General features: G+C 40.8%; 16 protein-coding genes, 1 tRNA gene, 1 rRNA gene, 1 other RNA gene and 1 other annotated feature. Of the genes, 14 read left to right on the plus strand and 5 right to left on the minus strand.

Features of this window, described 5'->3' with window-relative positions; genetic code table 11:
* A 5S ribosomal RNA gene (gene rrf / locus JOC76_RS28935) occupies nt 1-90 on the plus strand; the annotation flags it as partial.
* A 101-nt stretch (nt 91-191) separates the two neighbouring features.
* Here the strand turns inward: rrf and JOC76_RS28940 are convergent.
* Entirely contained in the window at nt 192-1,058 is an 867-nt protein-coding gene (locus JOC76_RS28940; protein WP_239558115.1) for a YaaC family protein, read from the minus strand.
* Nucleotides 1,059-1,240: 182 nt separating this feature from the next.
* On the opposite strand from JOC76_RS28940, the gene guaB reads away from it, so the two are divergent.
* The 6 genes from guaB to JOC76_RS28970 all read left to right on the plus strand — a co-directional run bounded on the left by guaB (nt 1,241) and on the right by JOC76_RS28970 (nt 8,474).
* A complete protein-coding gene (guaB, locus tag JOC76_RS28945; RefSeq protein ID WP_205182242.1) occupies nt 1,241-2,710 on the plus strand; it encodes an IMP dehydrogenase in 1,470 nt (489 codons plus the stop codon).
* 314 nt (nt 2,711-3,024) lie between these two features.
* Nucleotides 3,025-4,347, plus strand: a complete 1,323-nt coding sequence (locus tag JOC76_RS28950) for a serine hydrolase (protein ID WP_205182255.1) — start codon at nt 3,025-3,027, stop codon at nt 4,345-4,347.
* 202 nt (nt 4,348-4,549) lie between these two features.
* Nucleotides 4,550-5,434: a pyridoxal 5'-phosphate synthase lyase subunit PdxS gene (pdxS, locus tag JOC76_RS28955; protein ID WP_205182243.1), complete on the plus strand. Its 885-nt coding sequence runs from the start codon at nt 4,550-4,552 to the stop codon at nt 5,432-5,434.
* 160 nt (nt 5,435-5,594) lie between these two features.
* A complete protein-coding gene (pdxT, locus tag JOC76_RS28960) occupies nt 5,595-6,185 on the plus strand; it encodes a pyridoxal 5'-phosphate synthase glutaminase subunit PdxT (protein ID WP_205182244.1) in 591 nt (196 codons plus the stop codon).
* Nucleotides 6,186-6,237: 52 nt separating this feature from the next.
* Nucleotides 6,238-6,459: a binding site (T-box leader), on the plus strand.
* A 523-nt stretch (nt 6,460-6,982) separates the two neighbouring features.
* On the plus strand, nt 6,983-8,263 hold the full coding sequence (gene serS, locus JOC76_RS28965) for a serine--tRNA ligase (RefSeq protein WP_205182245.1): 1,281 nt from the start codon (nt 6,983-6,985) through the stop codon (nt 8,261-8,263).
* Between the two features lie 118 nt (nt 8,264-8,381).
* Nucleotides 8,382-8,474: transfer RNA gene (locus JOC76_RS28970), tRNA-Ser, on the plus strand.
* Nucleotides 8,475-8,699: 225 nt separating this feature from the next.
* Here the strand turns inward: JOC76_RS28970 and JOC76_RS28975 are convergent.
* From JOC76_RS28975 to JOC76_RS28990, 4 genes are all read right to left on the minus strand, one after another.
* Nucleotides 8,700-9,401, minus strand: a complete 702-nt coding sequence (locus tag JOC76_RS28975; RefSeq protein WP_205182246.1) for a deoxynucleoside kinase — start codon at nt 9,399-9,401, stop codon at nt 8,700-8,702.
* Nucleotides 9,392-10,060 (minus strand): deoxynucleoside kinase, encoded by a 669-nt coding sequence (locus JOC76_RS28980; protein ID WP_205182247.1) that lies wholly within the window; start codon nt 10,058-10,060, stop codon nt 9,392-9,394. Before JOC76_RS28980 ends, JOC76_RS28975 begins: the two co-directional genes overlap by 10 nt.
* A gap of 257 nt (nt 10,061-10,317) precedes the next feature.
* Nucleotides 10,318-11,604, minus strand: a complete 1,287-nt coding sequence (locus JOC76_RS28985; RefSeq protein ID WP_205182248.1) for a LysM peptidoglycan-binding domain-containing protein — start codon at nt 11,602-11,604, stop codon at nt 10,318-10,320.
* Between the two features lie 65 nt (nt 11,605-11,669).
* Entirely contained in the window at nt 11,670-12,224 is a 555-nt protein-coding gene (locus tag JOC76_RS28990; RefSeq protein ID WP_372442024.1) for a cysteine hydrolase family protein, read from the minus strand.
* Nucleotides 12,225-12,325: 101 nt separating this feature from the next.
* Here JOC76_RS28990 and tadA point away from each other — a divergent pair, with 101 nt between their 5' ends.
* The 7 genes from tadA to JOC76_RS29025 all read left to right on the plus strand — a co-directional run bounded on the left by tadA (nt 12,326) and on the right by JOC76_RS29025 (nt 16,921).
* Complete coding sequence (tadA, locus tag JOC76_RS28995; protein WP_205182250.1) at nt 12,326-12,844, plus strand: tRNA adenosine(34) deaminase TadA; 519 nt, start codon at nt 12,326-12,328, stop codon at nt 12,842-12,844.
* A gap of 93 nt (nt 12,845-12,937) precedes the next feature.
* Nucleotides 12,938-13,203: signal recognition particle sRNA large type (gene ffs, locus JOC76_RS29000), an RNA gene on the plus strand.
* 365 nt (nt 13,204-13,568) lie between these two features.
* A complete protein-coding gene (dnaX, locus tag JOC76_RS29005) occupies nt 13,569-15,263 on the plus strand; it encodes a DNA polymerase III subunit gamma/tau (RefSeq protein WP_205182251.1) in 1,695 nt (564 codons plus the stop codon).
* 29 nt (nt 15,264-15,292) lie between these two features.
* Nucleotides 15,293-15,613, plus strand: a complete 321-nt coding sequence (locus tag JOC76_RS29010; protein WP_205182256.1) for a YbaB/EbfC family nucleoid-associated protein — start codon at nt 15,293-15,295, stop codon at nt 15,611-15,613.
* An 86-nt stretch (nt 15,614-15,699) separates the two neighbouring features.
* Complete coding sequence (gene recR, locus JOC76_RS29015; protein ID WP_205182252.1) at nt 15,700-16,296, plus strand: recombination mediator RecR; 597 nt, start codon at nt 15,700-15,702, stop codon at nt 16,294-16,296.
* Between the two features lie 57 nt (nt 16,297-16,353).
* A complete protein-coding gene (locus tag JOC76_RS29020; RefSeq protein WP_205182253.1) occupies nt 16,354-16,572 on the plus strand; it encodes a YaaL family protein in 219 nt (72 codons plus the stop codon).
* Between the two features lie 85 nt (nt 16,573-16,657).
* Nucleotides 16,658-16,921, plus strand: a complete 264-nt coding sequence (locus JOC76_RS29025; protein ID WP_205182254.1) for a pro-sigmaK processing inhibitor BofA family protein — start codon at nt 16,658-16,660, stop codon at nt 16,919-16,921.
* The last annotated feature ends 336 nt before the right edge of the window (nt 16,922-17,257 follow it).

A 17,257-nucleotide genomic window follows, 5' to 3' on the forward strand; every position in this document is an offset into this window, starting at 1 on the left:
ACCCGTTCCCATACCGAACACGGAAGTTAAGCTTCTCAGCGCCGATGGTAGTTGGGACCTTGTCCCTGTGAGAGTAGGACGTTGCCAGGCACTTTGAGGACAATCCGGAAGGATTGTCCTTTTTGTGTAAGATTAAGAAAGTAAAAATTTTGACTTCGAGAATTGTCCAGCTCCAGGCGCCTTGCGCTTTTCTATTTCATAAGATACTGAAAGATTAAAAACGGACCTTTATCCATTGTTATTTCAATAAAGGATTGAATAAAAGGATAATCACCATTAGGCATCATCTTAGTTAACTCACTCCACCACTCTGTTTCATAACGGGCAATCATGCTTAAGTTATACAACAGTAGATAATGAACAAGCAGCTCTGGAAAATGGAGGAAATTCCCTTTCGTAAGGGGAATAGCATAATGGTTATTTTCCAAATCGTAAAATAGTGGTGACATCTCAGAAACAAAGCTGTTATTTATTCGAAATGAAAGCCCCTCATTTGAAAATTCAACACTATTTTTACTCTTCGTAGCAAAAAACTCCTTAAATCGGCTTTCCGTCATATGGAAGTTATCTAGTACAGACTCTGGAATCATAAGGTCATTATCCCGTTGGGTTAATTTAGCAAAAGTTCTTTTACCTTCCAAAACAAAGAATAAATCATTTAGCTCTGGTATAAGCTGTAAAAGTTCCTCCATAATCACTTTTTCCCCTTCCAATTGTTTCATGTGAAACATCTTCTCTGACATAAAAGGAAAGAGACCATTTTTTTGAAACTTAACTTCATCATGGAGGAAAAGATAATTTTGTTTTTTTCTTTTTCTTGTGGAAACTCCATGGGCCAGCACAGCTGTCGTTTCGGGATAGGACGGATCTATCGTTAAGATACAAGCTTTTATTAAGTGGACAAGGCCATAAAAGAGTAAGATCGGTTTTAAAATTAATGGAGACTTTTTTGCTTGATCATAATATATTTGTCCATGTTCGAGATAATAGAGAAAGGCATACCCATTTTCATAACTTTTTTGTTCAGGATTATCGATATTCCGTTTTTGGTAGCACATTTTTAAGTACTTTTGACAGTATTCAGCAGAAAAAAAACAAGAGAAGCTTTTCCAACTTTTATATTGAGTAATCAAGTCATTCACCTTTTTCAGAAAAATCAATTAAATATTTATTCCTTGACAGTATTTTGTCCAATTGATAACCTACAAATAATATTTTTTGTTCTGGGGGGCTGTTAAAAATGTGGGAAAATAAATTTGCAAAAGAAGGTCTAACGTTTGATGATGTTTTATTAATTCCTGGGAAATCAGAGGTTTTGCCGAAGGATGTCAACCTGCAGGTTGAATTATCGCCAAGTGTAAAGCTTAATATTCCAATTATCAGTGCGGGGATGGACACGGTCACAGAATCGGAAATGGCCATTTCAATTGCCCGTCAAGGCGGCTTAGGAATCATCCACAAGAATATGACTATTGAACAGCAGGCAGAACAAGTTGAAAAGGTAAAAAGATCAGAAAGTGGGGTTATTACAGATCCATTTTTCCTGACACCAGAACATCAAGTTTTTGACGCTGAGCACTTAATGGGAAAATATCGCATTTCCGGGGTTCCAATTGTTAACAATATGGAGGACCAAAAGCTGATTGGTATCATTACCAATCGTGATCTTCGATTTATTCAGGATCAAGATTACTCATTTAAAATTGCCGATGTCATGACAAAAGAGAATCTTGTAACAGCTCCAGTAGGCACTACTTTAAAAGAAGCTGAACAAATTCTTCAAAAGCATAAAATTGAGAAATTACCGCTTGTAAATGAAGAGGGCGTATTAAAAGGATTAATCACTATTAAAGACATTGAAAAGGTTATTGAGTTCCCTAACTCAGCAAAGGACAAACAAGGACGTTTATTAGCCGGTGCCGCTGTCGGTGTAACCTCCGATACGATGAAACGGGTTGAAGCTCTTGTATCCGCAAATGTTGATGCCATTGTAATTGACACCGCACATGGACATTCTAAAGGCGTACTTGATATGGTTAAGGAAATCAGAAGCGCGTATCCTGAATTAACGATTATTGCAGGGAATGTCGCAACAGCAGAAGCTACAAAAGATTTAATTGAAGCAGGTGCTGATGTTGTAAAAGTAGGGATTGGACCTGGTTCCATTTGTACAACAAGGGTTGTTGCAGGCGTAGGCGTTCCGCAAATTACCGCCGTCTATGATTGTGCGTCAGAAGCAATGAAGCACGGTAAAACCATTATCGCTGATGGAGGCATTAAATACTCTGGAGATATCGTGAAGGCATTAGCAGCAGGCGGACATGCTGTTATGCTGGGAAGCTTATTAGCGGGTGTGTCAGAGAGCCCAGGAGAGACTGAAATTTTCCAAGGACGCCGCTTTAAGGTGTACCGCGGAATGGGTTCAGTCGCTGCGATGGAAAAAGGTTCAAAAGACCGTTATTTCCAAGAGGACAATAAAAAGTTCGTTCCAGAAGGAATTGAAGGACGGATTCCATATAAAGGTCCATTAGCTGAGACGATTTACCAGCTTATTGGCGGCATACGGTCAGGTATGGGCTATTGCGGTACAAAGGATCTTCATGATTTAAGAACAAAAGCACAATTTATTAAGATGACAGGTGCTGGTCTGAAAGAAAGTCATCCACACGATGTACAAATTACTAAAGAGGCACCAAATTATTCACTATAGGATTTTCCAAACAGAGGGGTCATACCTCTCTGTTTTTATTTGCCGATAGGAAAGTAAACATTCCTAGCAGGCATAAGTGCAACTACGCCTCATGAACCGCACCTTGGGAGCTCGCCAATCGGCGAGTTTCTTTTATGAGAATTTTCCTATTAAATTTTAAGGAAAATTTAATCAGATGCTAAAGAATGGTGCTATGCTCATTCTATGATTTAATAGGCAGGTATGTTAAAATAGTCAAAGTGTATTAATTCCTTGGAGGGCGTTTAAACGTGAACAAACATTTTTATCAAAAATTTGTTGCCAGTGCGTTGGCAATGATCATGTTCTTAAGTGTTTTTGCTGGTGTAAATGTACATAAGGCCCATGCAGAAGCTGCTTTAAATGTGAATGCAGATGGAGCCATTTTAGTAGATGGAAAAACAGGTAAAGTTTTATATGAAAAAAATGCTGATAGTGCACTAGGAATTGCTAGTATGTCTAAAATGATGACTGAATATATCCTGCTAGATTCTATTAAAAAGGGTAAAGTCAAATGGAATCAACAATACAGGGTGAGTGATCTTGTCTATAAAATTTCTCAGCGACGTGACCTTTCCAATGTTCCGTTAAGGGCAGATGGTACATACAAGGTTCGGGAATTATATCAAGCTATGGCCATTTACTCTGCCAATGCGGCAACCATTGCGCTTGCTGAAATTATGGGGGGTTCCGAGACTAACTTTGTAAAAATGATGAATGCAAAAGCGAAAGAATTAGGTTTAAAGGATTATAAGTTTGTTAACTCTACAGGTTTAAATGATCGAGATTATAAGGGCTTGCAGCCGGAAGGATCAGGTGCAGAAGAAGAGAATGTCATGTCTGCCCGATCAGTGGCAACGTTGGCCTTTCACTTAATTAATGATTTCCCTGATGTATTAAAAACAGCCAGCACTCCCAAAATGGTCTTCCGTGAAGGAACAAGTGATCAAATTAATATGATTAACTGGAACTGGATGCTTCCTTCACTAGATTATGGTTACGAAGGAATGGACGGACTAAAAACAGGAACAACTGATTTCGCTGGATACTGCTTTACCGGAACAGCGAGCCGTAATGGACAACGATTTATTACAGTCGTGCAAAATGCTAAGGATGCCAGTGGGTCACAAGGAGGGTATAAAGCCCGCTTTGAGGAAACCAGAAAAATGATGGATTATGCCTTTAGTAATTATTCAAATGTAAAACTTGTTTCAAAGCACTACCAAGTAAAGGGGCAAAAAACATTACCGGTTCTTAAAGGGAAAGAAAATCAAGTAAAAATTTATACGAAATCTGCCCTTAACATGGTGGTCCTTAATGGAGAAGAGAAAAATTATCAACCAGTTCTCGTATTGTATAAAAATAAGGTGAACGCTAAAGGAGAATTAACTGCACCGATTAAAAAGGGTGAAACAGTTGGTTATGTGACATTGAAGCCTAAGAATGGCGAAAAGACGAGCTTCTTAACAGCTGAAGGACAGAAGAAAGCACAAGTGGATGTTGTGGCCGCAACAGATGTTGAAAAGGCCAATTGGTTTGTTTTAATGATGCGCGGCATCGGTAACTTCTTCGGCGATGTATTTAGTGGAATTGGAACAACCGTTAAGGGTTGGTTCTAATAGTGGCAGAAGCGTCTTGCACAGGGGCTCATGCCCTTAGACGCTAGAGCTAAAAAATTAAAAAGGTAATAAGTGTTAAAAGGATTCTTGTTATGACAGGAATCCTTTTTTGTTGCCTAATGTTTTTATGGGTAAAATAATTAAGGGATTTTTCCTAAAAGTATGTATTAATTTTTCCCAAAATTAAAAATAAAGGGGTTTTTTGATGAAAACTGGTACAGATCTTGTCAAACGCGGCATGGCTGAAATGCAAAAGGGCGGCGTTATTATGGACGTTATCAATGCTGAACAGGCAAAAATTGCTGAGGAAGCTGGTGCCGTTGCGGTAATGGCATTAGAACGTGTTCCTTCTGATATCCGCGCAGCTGGCGGTGTGGCTAGAATGGCTGACCCAAGAATTGTGGAAGAGGTTCTAAATGCAGTCTCAATCCCAGTTATGGCAAAAGCCAGAATTGGCCATATCGTGGAAGCGCGAGTTCTAGAAGCTATGGGTGTGGATTATATCGATGAGAGTGAAGTTTTAACACCTGCAGATGAGGAATTCCACTTAAACAAAAAAGACTATACAGTACCATTTGTGTGCGGCTGCCGCGACCTTGGTGAAGCTGCCCGCCGTATTGGCGAAGGGGCTTCTATGCTTCGTACAAAAGGTGAGCCTGGAACAGGTAACATCGTAGAAGCAGTTCGCCATATCCGTAAGGTGAACGCACAGGTTCGGAAAGTGGTAGGTATGAACGAAGATGAGTTAATGACTGAAGCAAAACTATTAGGTGCACCATATGAATTATTGCTTGAAATTAAACGCCTTGGCCGCCTTCCAGTTGTTAATTTCGCTGCTGGCGGTGTGGCAACCCCAGCAGATGCGGCATTGATGATGCAATTAGGTGCAGACGGCGTATTCGTTGGTTCTGGTATTTTTAAATCAGAAAATCCAGCTAAATTTGCAAGAGCGATTGTAGAAGCCACTACACATTATCAAGATTATAAATTAATTGCTGAACTTTCTAAGGATCTTGGAACGCCTATGAAAGGGATTGAAATTTCATCACTAGCACCTGAAGCTCGTATGCAGGAGCGTGGATGGTAATAAGAAAAGCGGAAGCGCCTTGCTCAGAGGCGACAAGCATAAGACGAGCTGGCGAGAAGGCTGCTTTTTAGCGATTGGTTTATGACCTCGAGCCTCTAGGCGCTGGAGCTAGACATTAATCGAGGTTTACCACTTAAATTAAGTTAGAAGGGGTATAAACATGATTAAAATAGGCGTACTTGCTTTGCAAGGAGCTGTCCGTGAACATATTAAATCATTAGAAGCATGTGGTGCAGAGGCCGTTGCGGTCAAACGCAAAGAGGATTTAAACGATTTAGACGGTCTTATTCTTCCTGGCGGTGAAAGCACAGCAATACGACGCTTAATTGATAAATATGACTTTATGGATGCCCTAAAAGAATTTGCCCGCGCGGGGAAACCGATGTTTGGTACTTGTGCCGGCTTAATCCTTTTAGCAAAGGACCTAGTGGGGTATGATGAGTCACACATCGGTGTAATGGATATTAAGGTTGAGCGGAATTCATTTGGCCGACAGGTCGATAGCTTTGAGGCTGACCTCGCGATTAAAGATGTAGCAGACCGCTTTCCAGCCGTGTTCATCCGTGCGCCGCACATCGTTGAAGCGGGAGAAAATGTTGAAATTTTGTCCAAGCATAATGACCGCATCGTCGCCGCACGGGAAGGTCAATTTCTTGGTTGCTCGTTCCATCCAGAATTGACAGAAAATCATGCCATTACGGCTTACTTCGTTGACATGGTAAAGGAAGCAAAAGCAAAACAATTTGTTTAATTTGGTTGCATTTGGTTGATAATTATAGTAAATTATAAAACAAATCAATATTGAAAAAGCAATGAGAGGAACTAGTAACAAGAACCTCACTCTAAAAGAGAGCCGGTGGTTGGTGTGAACCGGTGTGTGTGACTTGTGAATCCCTCCTCGAGTAGGGTACGGAACACATCAATTGTAGGTAAGTAAGTACCTTCGGTAAAAACCGTTATGATTTTGAGGTGGACAGTCTTTTCTGTCAACCAGGGTGGTATCGCGACTAACTCTCGTCCCTGTATTTGGGGCGGGAGTTTTTTTATTTTGAAGGAGTATTTCACCCAAATATGCCTGCAGGAGTACGACATGAGGACAAAATGGGGGAAGAATCGCTCGAAAGTGTCCGCAAGAGAGCTTCTTGAAGACAAAATGGAGGAAGAATCGCTCGGAAGTGTCCACAAAAGAGCCTCTTGAGGACAAAATGGAGGAATAACACTCGGAAGTGTCCACAAAAGAGCCTCTTGAAGACAAAATGGAGGAAGAATCGCCCGAAAGTGTCCGCAAGAGAGCCTCTTGAAGTCAAAATGGAGGAAGAATCGCTCGAAAGCGTCCGCAAGAGAGCTTCTTGAGGACAAAATGGAGGAAGAATCGCTCGAAAGTGTCTGCAAGAGAGCTTCTTGAGGACAAAATGGAGGAAGAATCGCTCGAGAGTGTCTGCAAGAGAGCTTCTTGAGGACAAAATGGAGGAAGAATCGCTCGAGAGTGTCCACAAGATTACCACATTTCAATAAGTAATCCCAATATAAAAAAGGAGTGCCATTATCATGCTAGATATCAAAGTATTAAGAGCTAATTTTGCTGAAGTCAAAGAAAAGCTTCAGCATCGTGGTGAAGACTTAACCGATCTAGGTCGTTTCGAGGACTTAGATGTAAAAAGACGGGAGTTAATTGTTGAATCTGAAAAATTAAAGAGCCGAAAAAATGAAGTTTCTCAACAAGTCGCCGCATTAAAGCGTGAAAAGAAAGATGCCGATCACTTAATTACAGAGATGCGCGAAGTCGGCGATCAAATTAAACAATTAGATGATGAACTACGCGGCGTTGAAGAGACATTAGAACAACTGCTATTAAGCATTCCTAACATCCCACATGAAAGTGTGCCAATCGGTGAAACCGAAGATGACAATGTGGAAATCAGAAAATGGGGGCAAGTACGAGAATTTGATTTTGAAGCAAAGCCGCACTGGGATGTTGCAGATGAACTAGGCATCCTTGATTTTGAACGTGCAGGTAAGGTCACTGGAAGCCGCTTTGTCTTTTATAAGGGGCTTGGAGCTCGTTTAGAACGTGCTTTAATCAGCTTCATGCTGGACCTTCATGTTGACGAGCATGGTTACACTGAAATCCTTCCTCCATACTTAGTCAATCGTACAAGCATGACGGGTACAGGACAATTACCAAAGTTTGAAGAGGACGCCTTCTTAATCGAGAGTGAAGATTATTTCCTCATTCCAACAGCTGAAGTCCCTGTTACGAACTATCACCGTGACGAGATATTAAGCGGTGATCAACTTCCGATTCGTTTTGCTGCCTACAGTGCTTGTTTCCGCTCTGAGGCAGGCTCTGCCGGACGTGATACAAGAGGATTAATTCGACAGCACCAATTTAATAAGGTCGAGCTTGTAAAGTTTGTAAAGCCAGAAGATTCTTATGAAGAACTTGAAAAGCTAACAAACGATGCAGAACGTGTGTTACAACTGCTAGAGCTACCTTACCGTGTGTTAAGCATGTGCACGGGTGATCTTGGCTTCACAGCAGCGAAAAAATACGATATTGAGGTTTGGATTCCAAGCTATGGCACATACCGCGAAATTTCTTCTTGCAGTAACTTTGAAGCCTTCCAGGCAAGAAGAGCCAATATCCGCTTCCGCCGTGATCCAAAGGCGAAGCCAGAGCATGTCCATACGTTAAACGGATCTGGCCTTGCGATTGGCCGTACGGTCGCCGCAATCCTGGAGAATTATCAACAAGCTGACGGCAGTGTCATCATACCTACGGCACTAAGGCCATACATGGGCAACCGTGAAGTTATTAAACCCCAATAATTCAGATTGATTGGTATGTAAACAGGTTTTTCCGGACATTCTAAAATTGTCCGGAAAAATCTTTATAGAGTATTTGACAGAATTACTTTAGTTATGGTAAATTATCATTTGTCGATACGGAGGAATACCCAAGTCCGGCTGAAGGGATCGGTCTTGAAAACCGACAGGCGGGTTAAACCGCGCGGGGGTTCGAATCCCTCTTCCTCCGCCATTATTTAAAGACAATCACGCGCATAAAAACTGGAGATAAAAATTCGTTACAATCTAATTGTAGCGAATTTTTTTTGCAAAATTGTCTAGCTGCAGCGCCTAGGGGCTCTGGGTCATAAGCCAATTCATCAAGAAGGCTAAAATGCAGCCTTCTCGCTGGCTCGTCTTATGCTTGTCGCCCCTGTTCAAGGCGCTTCCGCTTTTCATAAAAAAAGCACAAATTGGATTAACCAATCTGTGCTTTTTCTATTTTGAGGATTTTATTTAATTTCTCTTCTACCGCATTACAAACCATGATGGCGTCTGCGTTGTTTTTTACCACATCAGTGTTGTCCATATCAATTACAAGCACTTCGCTTGCGGCATATTGATTCATAACCCACTCATCATAGCCCTTCCAAACTTCAAAATAGTATTCTTTAAGCTCAGGATTGATTTCAAAGCTTCTGCCTCGTGCCATTATCCGGTCAATGACCGTATCAAAGGATCCCTTTAAGTAAACCATTAAATCTGGTGCTTTCTTAGGAAGTTCATTTAACTCTTCCATCATATTATCAACAAGGTCTTCATAAATCTTGAATTCTAAATCAGAAATTCTGCCTAAGTTTTTATTTACATAAGCAAAATACCAATCTTCATAAATAGAACGATCTTGAATGGTATATACGGGTTCACACCAATTCATACATTCTTTAACCGTCTTAAAGCGTTTATTTAAGAAGAATAATTGTAAGAGGAACGGAATTCTTCTTGCATCCAATTCTTCTGGTGTTAGTTCATAATAAAGCGGAAGAATCGGATTATCATCCACTGCTTCATAGAAAACCTTACTCTCAATCCCTTTATTTTTAAAGTGTGCATTCAATGTATCGGCCACACTTGTTTTTCCTAAACCAATCATACCACCAATAACGATACTCACGAACATCCCCCGTTCAATAATAGGTTGTCTGTCATGCTGCTTTTCTTTAAAGAAGAAGATAACTCTTGAAAAATATAATGTAAATCCTGCTCATTCTTTATAAAATCCAGTTCATCACCGCTAAAGCGCAGAACGGGAACTTCCGGATGTTTCTTTTCAAAGGCAGCAATGGTATTTTCATAATCAATAGAGAGCTGTTCTAAATATAAGGGGCTAATATTTCTTTCTACTTCTCGCCCTCTTTTTTTAATTCGATTCAGAAGTGTATCGAGGCTTGCATTTAAATAAATAATGACATTGGGCTTCGGCATATCTTCTGTTAGAATTAGATAGATCTTTAAGTACTTCTGATACTCTTCGTTACTTAATGTCCGTTCAGCAAAAATCAGATTCTTTAATATATGATAGTCTGCGACAACAGACTTGTTTTGACTTAAGAAATGCGTATTGATATCCCCTAATTGCTTATAGCGATTGCATAGAAAAAACATCTCGGTTTGAAAACTCCACTCCTCTATATTTTCGTAGAATTTCCCTAAGAATGGATTTTCATCAACAATCTCTTTTAATAGGGCAAAATGGAATTGTTCCGAAATGGCTTTTGCGAGAGATGTTTTTCCTACACCAATCGGCCCTTCAACGGTAATAAAGGGTGTAACCCCCATTGCAAGTCCTCCTTCTCCAACTGCCTGAACATCTATATAATCTTATAAAAAACTGTTCAATTATTAAGTTACATTATGGTTGTAATGCTAATCCTATTTTTTGACGCAAAGAATATTCTATCATAATCTGTCACAGGAAGGGATATGGAATATTTGCAAACTGTCAGGTTTATGTCTTATATATGAAAAAACTGCCGAATGACGGCAGTTTTTATCGAATGGTAATTTTTATATTTGGCTAAGCATAGGGGACTCCGCTAAGAACCCCGTTTTGTTACGTTGAAATTATTGACGATTAACAGCCAATTTTGCGGGAAGGCTAACCCAAGCTTCCAATAGCTCATTCCTCGAATATTTAGTTCCTTGATTAAGTCAAACTTTGCCTGGATTGAACGGGCATCTTCAAACCAGACTTCATGCTCCTTACCATCAGCAGTATACCGGAAATGGGGAGCTTGCGCTTTTGTGTCGTATTCAATCGGGACATTGTGGGTTGCAGCCAACTGAATAGCCTGCTGTGGACTGACTGCTCTTGCTACTGTTCCTTGGACAAATGGAAGAGTCCAATCATATCCATACAGGTTTTGCCCCATAAGAATTTTATTGGATGGCATTTCAGTAACGGCATATTCGAGAACTTTCCGTACCTGATCAATAGGTGAGACCGCCATAGCAGGTCCACCGCTGTAGCCCCATTCATAGGTCATAATGACCACAAAGTCAGATATTTCCCCGTGGGCTTTATAATCATGTCCCTCGTACCATTTTCCCTTTTGCGTTGCACTAGTTTTTGGGGCCAGAGCCGTTGACATAAGCCAACCTTCCCTGCTAAAACGTTGCTTTGCTTTCCGTAAAAAGTTGTTATAGGCTTCTCTGTCAACTGGCCGTATAAATTCAAAATCAAAATGAATGTCACGGAATCCATACTTTTTAGCTGTAGCAATAATATTATTGAGAAAACGGTCCTGGATCGTTATATCGTTTAAGAGAATTCGGCCCAGTTCATCACTAAATTGGTCATTTTCCTGATTGTTAATAACCATCATTAAAGTATTACGATTGGCTCTCGCGATGGCAGGGAATTGATTGAGTAAAGGCTCCTTTAAGGTTCCATCACGGCGCGCCTGAAAGCTGAAAGGGGCTAAATAGGTTAGATATGGTGCGGCTTCACGGGCGCTTGACTCTAAAATAGGGGCTACCGTGTTTCCACGCGGTTCAACATAGGCGTTGAATTCAGCATTTCTTTTTGTGCCCTGGGGAATATAGAGGCGGAAACCAACATTTAATGGTTGGTTGACGTTAAGACGGTTAACGCTTGCCAATGATTGAGCAGTAACGCCAAACTTACGGGCTATCGAATATAGAGAATCTCCAGATTGAACAAAATAAAACTGACCGATAATAGGAATAACAATGGATTGTCCAATGACCAGATTATTCGGATTTGGAAGGTCATTCGCCTCCACAATGTCGTTAACGGTTGTATGATAAGTCCTTGCAATCGTTGTTAATGATTCATTGCTTTTTATAACATGGATTTGCATCCTAATCCCCTCCCCAAACATACGCTACAGCTATTCTATGAGAGTGGGTAGGATTACATGATATACTATGGGTAAATTTCGTGCTGACTAGGTTCAATCTTTGCCTTTAAGACATTTTCCATCATAGTAAGTGCATAGTGATTATCGCGGTCATCAGCAGATGCCACGCAGTCGCAAGGGATGCAGAGTTTATATTCTCGCATGTAAGCATCGTTTGCCGTAAATAACACACAGATATTTCCGGCAATACCCGTAATGATAAGGGTATCCACTTTTAGCTGATGAAGCAATGTATTTAAAGCGGTCCCGTAAAAGGCAGAGTGCTTGGGCTTTATTAAAAAATAATCGGTTTCCTCCGGAAGCAATTTTTCATAGATAGGCTCGCTAAATGGATTTCGGCAATATTCGATAATTTTAGGGTAATCTGCTTGCCATAAATTATAATGATCATTAATAAAGATAACAGGCAGTTGCGCCTTATTAAAATGTTCTTTTAACCTTTTTATTGGTTCAGCTATTTTCAACGCTTTTTGGGCAAGAATGGGTCCATGAGAAAAATCAAAGTTATTGATCATATCAATAATTAATAGTGCAGGATGGCAATGATCATGATACAACAGGTCTCCCCCCTTTAAAGGTTATTTTGGAATAGCAGGCGTCATTTTATCCTGCCTAGTGATGTCAGGAACAAAGAAATACTAATTAGTCGGGTGATGAGTTAATGGAAGGTATTGAAACTCGAGATGAATATTTTATGAGGGAGGCAATAAAGGAAGCGAAAAAAGCGGAAGAAATCAATGAGGTGCCAATTGGTGCTGTTCTGGTGATGAATGGGGAAATCGTGGCCCGTGCTCATAATTTAAGGGAAATAGACCAAACAGCCATAGCCCATGCCGAACTGCTTGCCATTGACCAGGCATGCCGCCAGACAGGTTCTTGGAGGCTAGAGGATTCGACCCTGTATGTCACTTTGGAACCATGTCCCATGTGTGCAGGGGCAATCATATTATCTAGAGTGAAAAGAGTGGTATACGGTGCGAAGGACCCAAAAGGAGGCTGCGCCGGAACGCTTATGAATCTTTTGCAGGACGAACGCTTCAATCATCAATGTGAAGTTATAACAGGTGTATTAGAAGCTGAATGCGGGCAGATGCTTTCTGATTTTTTTCGAAGTATTCGAGATCGGAAAAAACGTGCTAAACAAATAAAGAAACATCAGGATTCGAATAATTTACAGTAATTTACAGTTGGATTATCATTGCTTTTTTTTACGAATGGTTGTATAGTAAAAAGGCGTCAGATACGACGCATGACAATTTAGGTATCAATTTTGCCGTGCTAGGTGGGGAGGCAGCGGTGCCCTGTACCCGCAATCCGCTCTAGCGGGACTGAATCCCTTCCCGAGGCTTTACGACCTGTAGGGTCTGCCTTAAGTAAGTGGTGTTGACACCCGGGTCCTGCGCAATGGGAATCCATGAACCATGTCAGGTCCGGAAGGAAGCAGCATTAAGTGGACGCTCCCATGTGCCGCAGGGCAGCCTGGGTCGAGCTAACTGCTTAAGTAACGCTTATGGGCGTAAGTCGACGGAAGGTGCACGGCAGTTACATAATGAACAAACTCATCTCAGAATTTGGGGTGAGTTTTTTTACATACACTTTGAAATATGGAATTTAAATAAGCTATAATGGATAAGAAAAGCGGAAGCGCCCTGGTTAGCGGCGTATGGCCTCCTCGGAAAAGCTATCGCTTTTCCTTCGTGCGATGCATATGCTGCCGAAGAGTTCCTTGTGGAGTGCTCCAACTGAGATAAAGGAAACACGAAGAGCGTTAGCTTTTTCGTGTTGACTTATCGTAGGGCGGAGTGCGAAGGCGTCTCGCCGCTAGGGTGCTGGAGCTAGACATTTCTCAAAGTGGATTTTATACTATTTTAATCTTTTAAAAATTTTGAAGGGGGCGGTGTCCATTGGCATATCAAGCATTATATCGTGTTTGGCGTCCGCAGAGTTTTATTGATGTAGTAGGACAAGAACATGTAACCAAGACATTGCAAAACGCCCTGCTTCAGCAAAAAATTTCACATGCATATCTTTTTTCCGGTCCAAGAGGAACAGGAAAAACAAGTGCTGCTAAAATATTAGCAAAGGCCATTAATTGTGAGCATGCACCTGTATCAGAACCATGTAATGAGTGTGCGGCATGCCGAGGAATAACAAATGGCACGATTTCAGATGTATTGGAATTTGATGCTGCCTCTAACTCCCGTGTTGAGGAGATGAGAGATGTCCTTGACAAGGTCAAATTTGCACCAACCGCCGTAAACTATAAGGTCTATATTATCGATGAAGTGCATATGCTGTCGATTAGTGCTTTTAATGCCTTGTTGAAGACGCTCGAGGAGCCGCCGAAGCATGTTATTTTCATTTTAGCTACTACCGAGCCTCATAAAATTCCACTAACGATTATCTCACGATGCCAACGTTTTGACTTTAGGCGCATAACAGCCGGATCAATCGTGAACAGAATGAAACTCATTGTGGAAGAGACAGGTGTGGACTGTGATGATGTGGCATTGCAAATGATAGCCCGTGCTGCTGAGGGTGGTATGCGTGATGCCTTAAGTCTATTGGATCAAGCAATTTCCTATAGCCAGGATCGTGTGACACTTGAAGATGCCCTAACTGTTACGGGATCCGTGTCCCAAGGGTTTCTAAATAAACTAGCTCATGCCTTTTCGGAAGGTGATGTTTCCAGCGGTTTAGAGGCATTGGATGAACTGTTATTCCATGGGAAAGACCCCGCTAGATTTATTGAGGACTTCATTTTATTTTACCGGGATATGCTCCTCTATAAAACGGCACCTAATTTGGAAGAATCGCTTGAAAGAGTGATGTTGGATGAGGACTTTCGACAATTGGCGGAAACTATTCCTGTTGAACAGATCTACCAGCTGATTGATTTGCTGAATAAAACACAGCAGGAAATGCGCTGGACTAATCATCCGCGGATCTTCTTGGAAGTTGCGGTTGTGAAACTTTGTCAAATGGAAGTGAAACCAGTTCTTCAAGCTGATTCTGCGCCTATTGGCCAACTATTAACAAGAATTGAGCAACTTGAGACAGAATTGCGTCACTTAAAGGCAAATGGTGTTGCCTCAAGCTTTCAAGAAGGAACCCCCGAGCAGCAGAAACCTGCTCAAAGGTCCTCGAAAAAGGCTTTCCAGCCGCAAGTTGGAAAAATAAATGAAGTACTAAAGCAAGCAACAAAAAACGATATAAATTTAATTAAAGCGAACTGGGGAGAAATGCTTTCGACTCTTTTAAAGTCTCAAGCCGCATTATTAAAAGATGCCGAGCCGATTGCTGCTTCCTCTAGCGCTTTTATTATAAAATTCAAACATGAAATGATTTGCCAAATGGCAATGAATCGCACCGATTTTCTCGAATCTGTTACAGCTGCACTACTGACCTTAACGGGTAAAAGGTTCCAATTATTAGGTGTCCCAGAAGATCAATGGCTGCCAATTCGAGAGAGTTTCTTGAACAGCCAGCATGGTGAAGAGGGAGATACGCTTATTAGTGAGCATAACAAGGAAGAGGAACCTCATATTGCAGAGGCGAAGAAATTATTTGGTGCTGAGTTTGTTGAAATTATTGACTAATGAATAAATAAACGGAGGTTAGGATTATGATGCGTGGTGGCGGAATGGGTAACATGCAAAATATGATGAAACAAATGCAAAAGATGCAGAAGAAAATGGCGGAGGCTCAAGAAGAGTTAGGCCAGCAAAAAATTGAAGGTACTGCCGGCGGCGGAATGGTAACGGTTATTGTGACAGGACATAAAGAAGTGGTTGATGTGCAAATTAAACCTGAGGCTGTAGATCCGGATGATGTGGAAATGCTCCAAGATTTAGTTCTTGCAGCTGTTAATGATGCCCTCAAAAAGGCAGATGAATTAACCAACAATACAATGGGGCAATTTACAAAAGGAATGAATTTACCATTTTAATTAAAGATATGCTGGGGTGCATGGAAATTGGGGCCAATGAGAGCCTCCAAGTTCAGGCACCCCTGCTTTTCTAGAGGAGAAATTAAATGCACTATCCAGAACCAATATCGAAACTGATTGACAGCTTTATGAAGCTGCCAGGAATTGGCCCTAAAACTGCTGCTAGACTAGCTTTCCACGTATTAAGTATGAAGGAAGACACCGTGCTTGATTTTGCTAAAGCACTTGTAAATGCCAAACGGAATCTTACGTATTGTTCAGTCTGTGGTCATATTACCGATCAAGACCCTTGTTATATTTGTGAGGACCAGCGCAGGGATAAAAGCATCATTTGTGTTGTTCAAGATCCAAAGGATGTTATTGCAATGGAAAAGATGAAGGAATTCAATGGGTTGTACCATGTGCTACATGGTGCTATTTCTCCAATGGATGGGATTGGACCAGAGGATATCAATATTCCTGACTTACTGAAACGTCTCCAGGATGAAACCGTTCAAGAAGTCATTCTTGCAACAAACCCTAATATTGAAGGGGAAGCGACAGCCATGTATATTTCCCGATTATTAAAGCCGTCGGGAATTAAGACAACTAGAATTGCCCATGGACTTCCTGTTGGCGGGGACCTGGAATACGCAGATGAGGTCACCTTATCGAAAGCGTTAGAGGGAAGAAGAGAATTGTAAACCGCCATAGGGGGTTTAGGAGTAGTACGTAAGATATTATAACCGGAGGAAAAACACATGTTTTTTCGGCGCAAAGGGCGGCTCAGAAAAGAGTATGATGAAAAGCTCTTAACACAATTAAATCGATATAAAATAAATTGGCAGCAGGAAAAACAGCTGTTGGAAAAAAGTTTTGATCCCTCAGAAGAAGTGATTTGCCAAACTAAAATTGCAGAAGCCAAATATATTTTTCTGTTAAGGGAAGCTAAGGAAAGAAATGTAACAATTCTTAAGTAAACCAGATTTCTCTTTGGATGGTCTATATGTAACATCTTGTACATATCTTGTTAGTAAAAGACCATAGAAGGGGGAGTCGTTTGCTTTGGAACCTATTGTAGTCATTTCAATTTTAGGAGGGCTTATCCTTTTACTACTATTTTCTGGTGCTCCATTTAAGCCAGCACGTTTTGTTGGTCAGGCGGCCATTAAATTTTTAATAGGAGCTCTGTTTTTATTTTTTCTAAATGTGGCAGGTAACAAATATGGAATTCATATCCCGATTAATTTTGCTACATCCGCGGTTTCAGGTTTTCTTGGTATACCGGGGTTAGTCGCGTTAGTTGCCATTCAACATTGGGTCATATAGTAAAAAAAACCGCTCGAAAACAGCGGTTTTTTTCTTTGTCATCAAGATATTTCATAGTTTGTATAAAAAATATAAATATTTTGTTGACGAAAGATTAATCATGATGTAATATTATAAAAGTCGTCACCGAGACGTCGCAGAAAATAAAAAAAGTTGTTGACTTTCAGTTGGTAACTTGTTATGATAATAAAGTCGCTTATCGGCGGCTGATAGTTCCTTGAAAACTAAACAAACAAAAACGTCAACAAACAATAATATTCATTTCTTATGAAATGAAGCCAACGTAACAAATGAGCTAATCAATCTTCTTGGAGAGTTTGATCCTGGCTCAGGACG

It is taken from the genome of Neobacillus cucumis (assembly GCF_016908975.1).
GTDB lineage: Bacteria > Bacillota > Bacilli > Bacillales > Cytobacillaceae > Neobacillus > Neobacillus cucumis.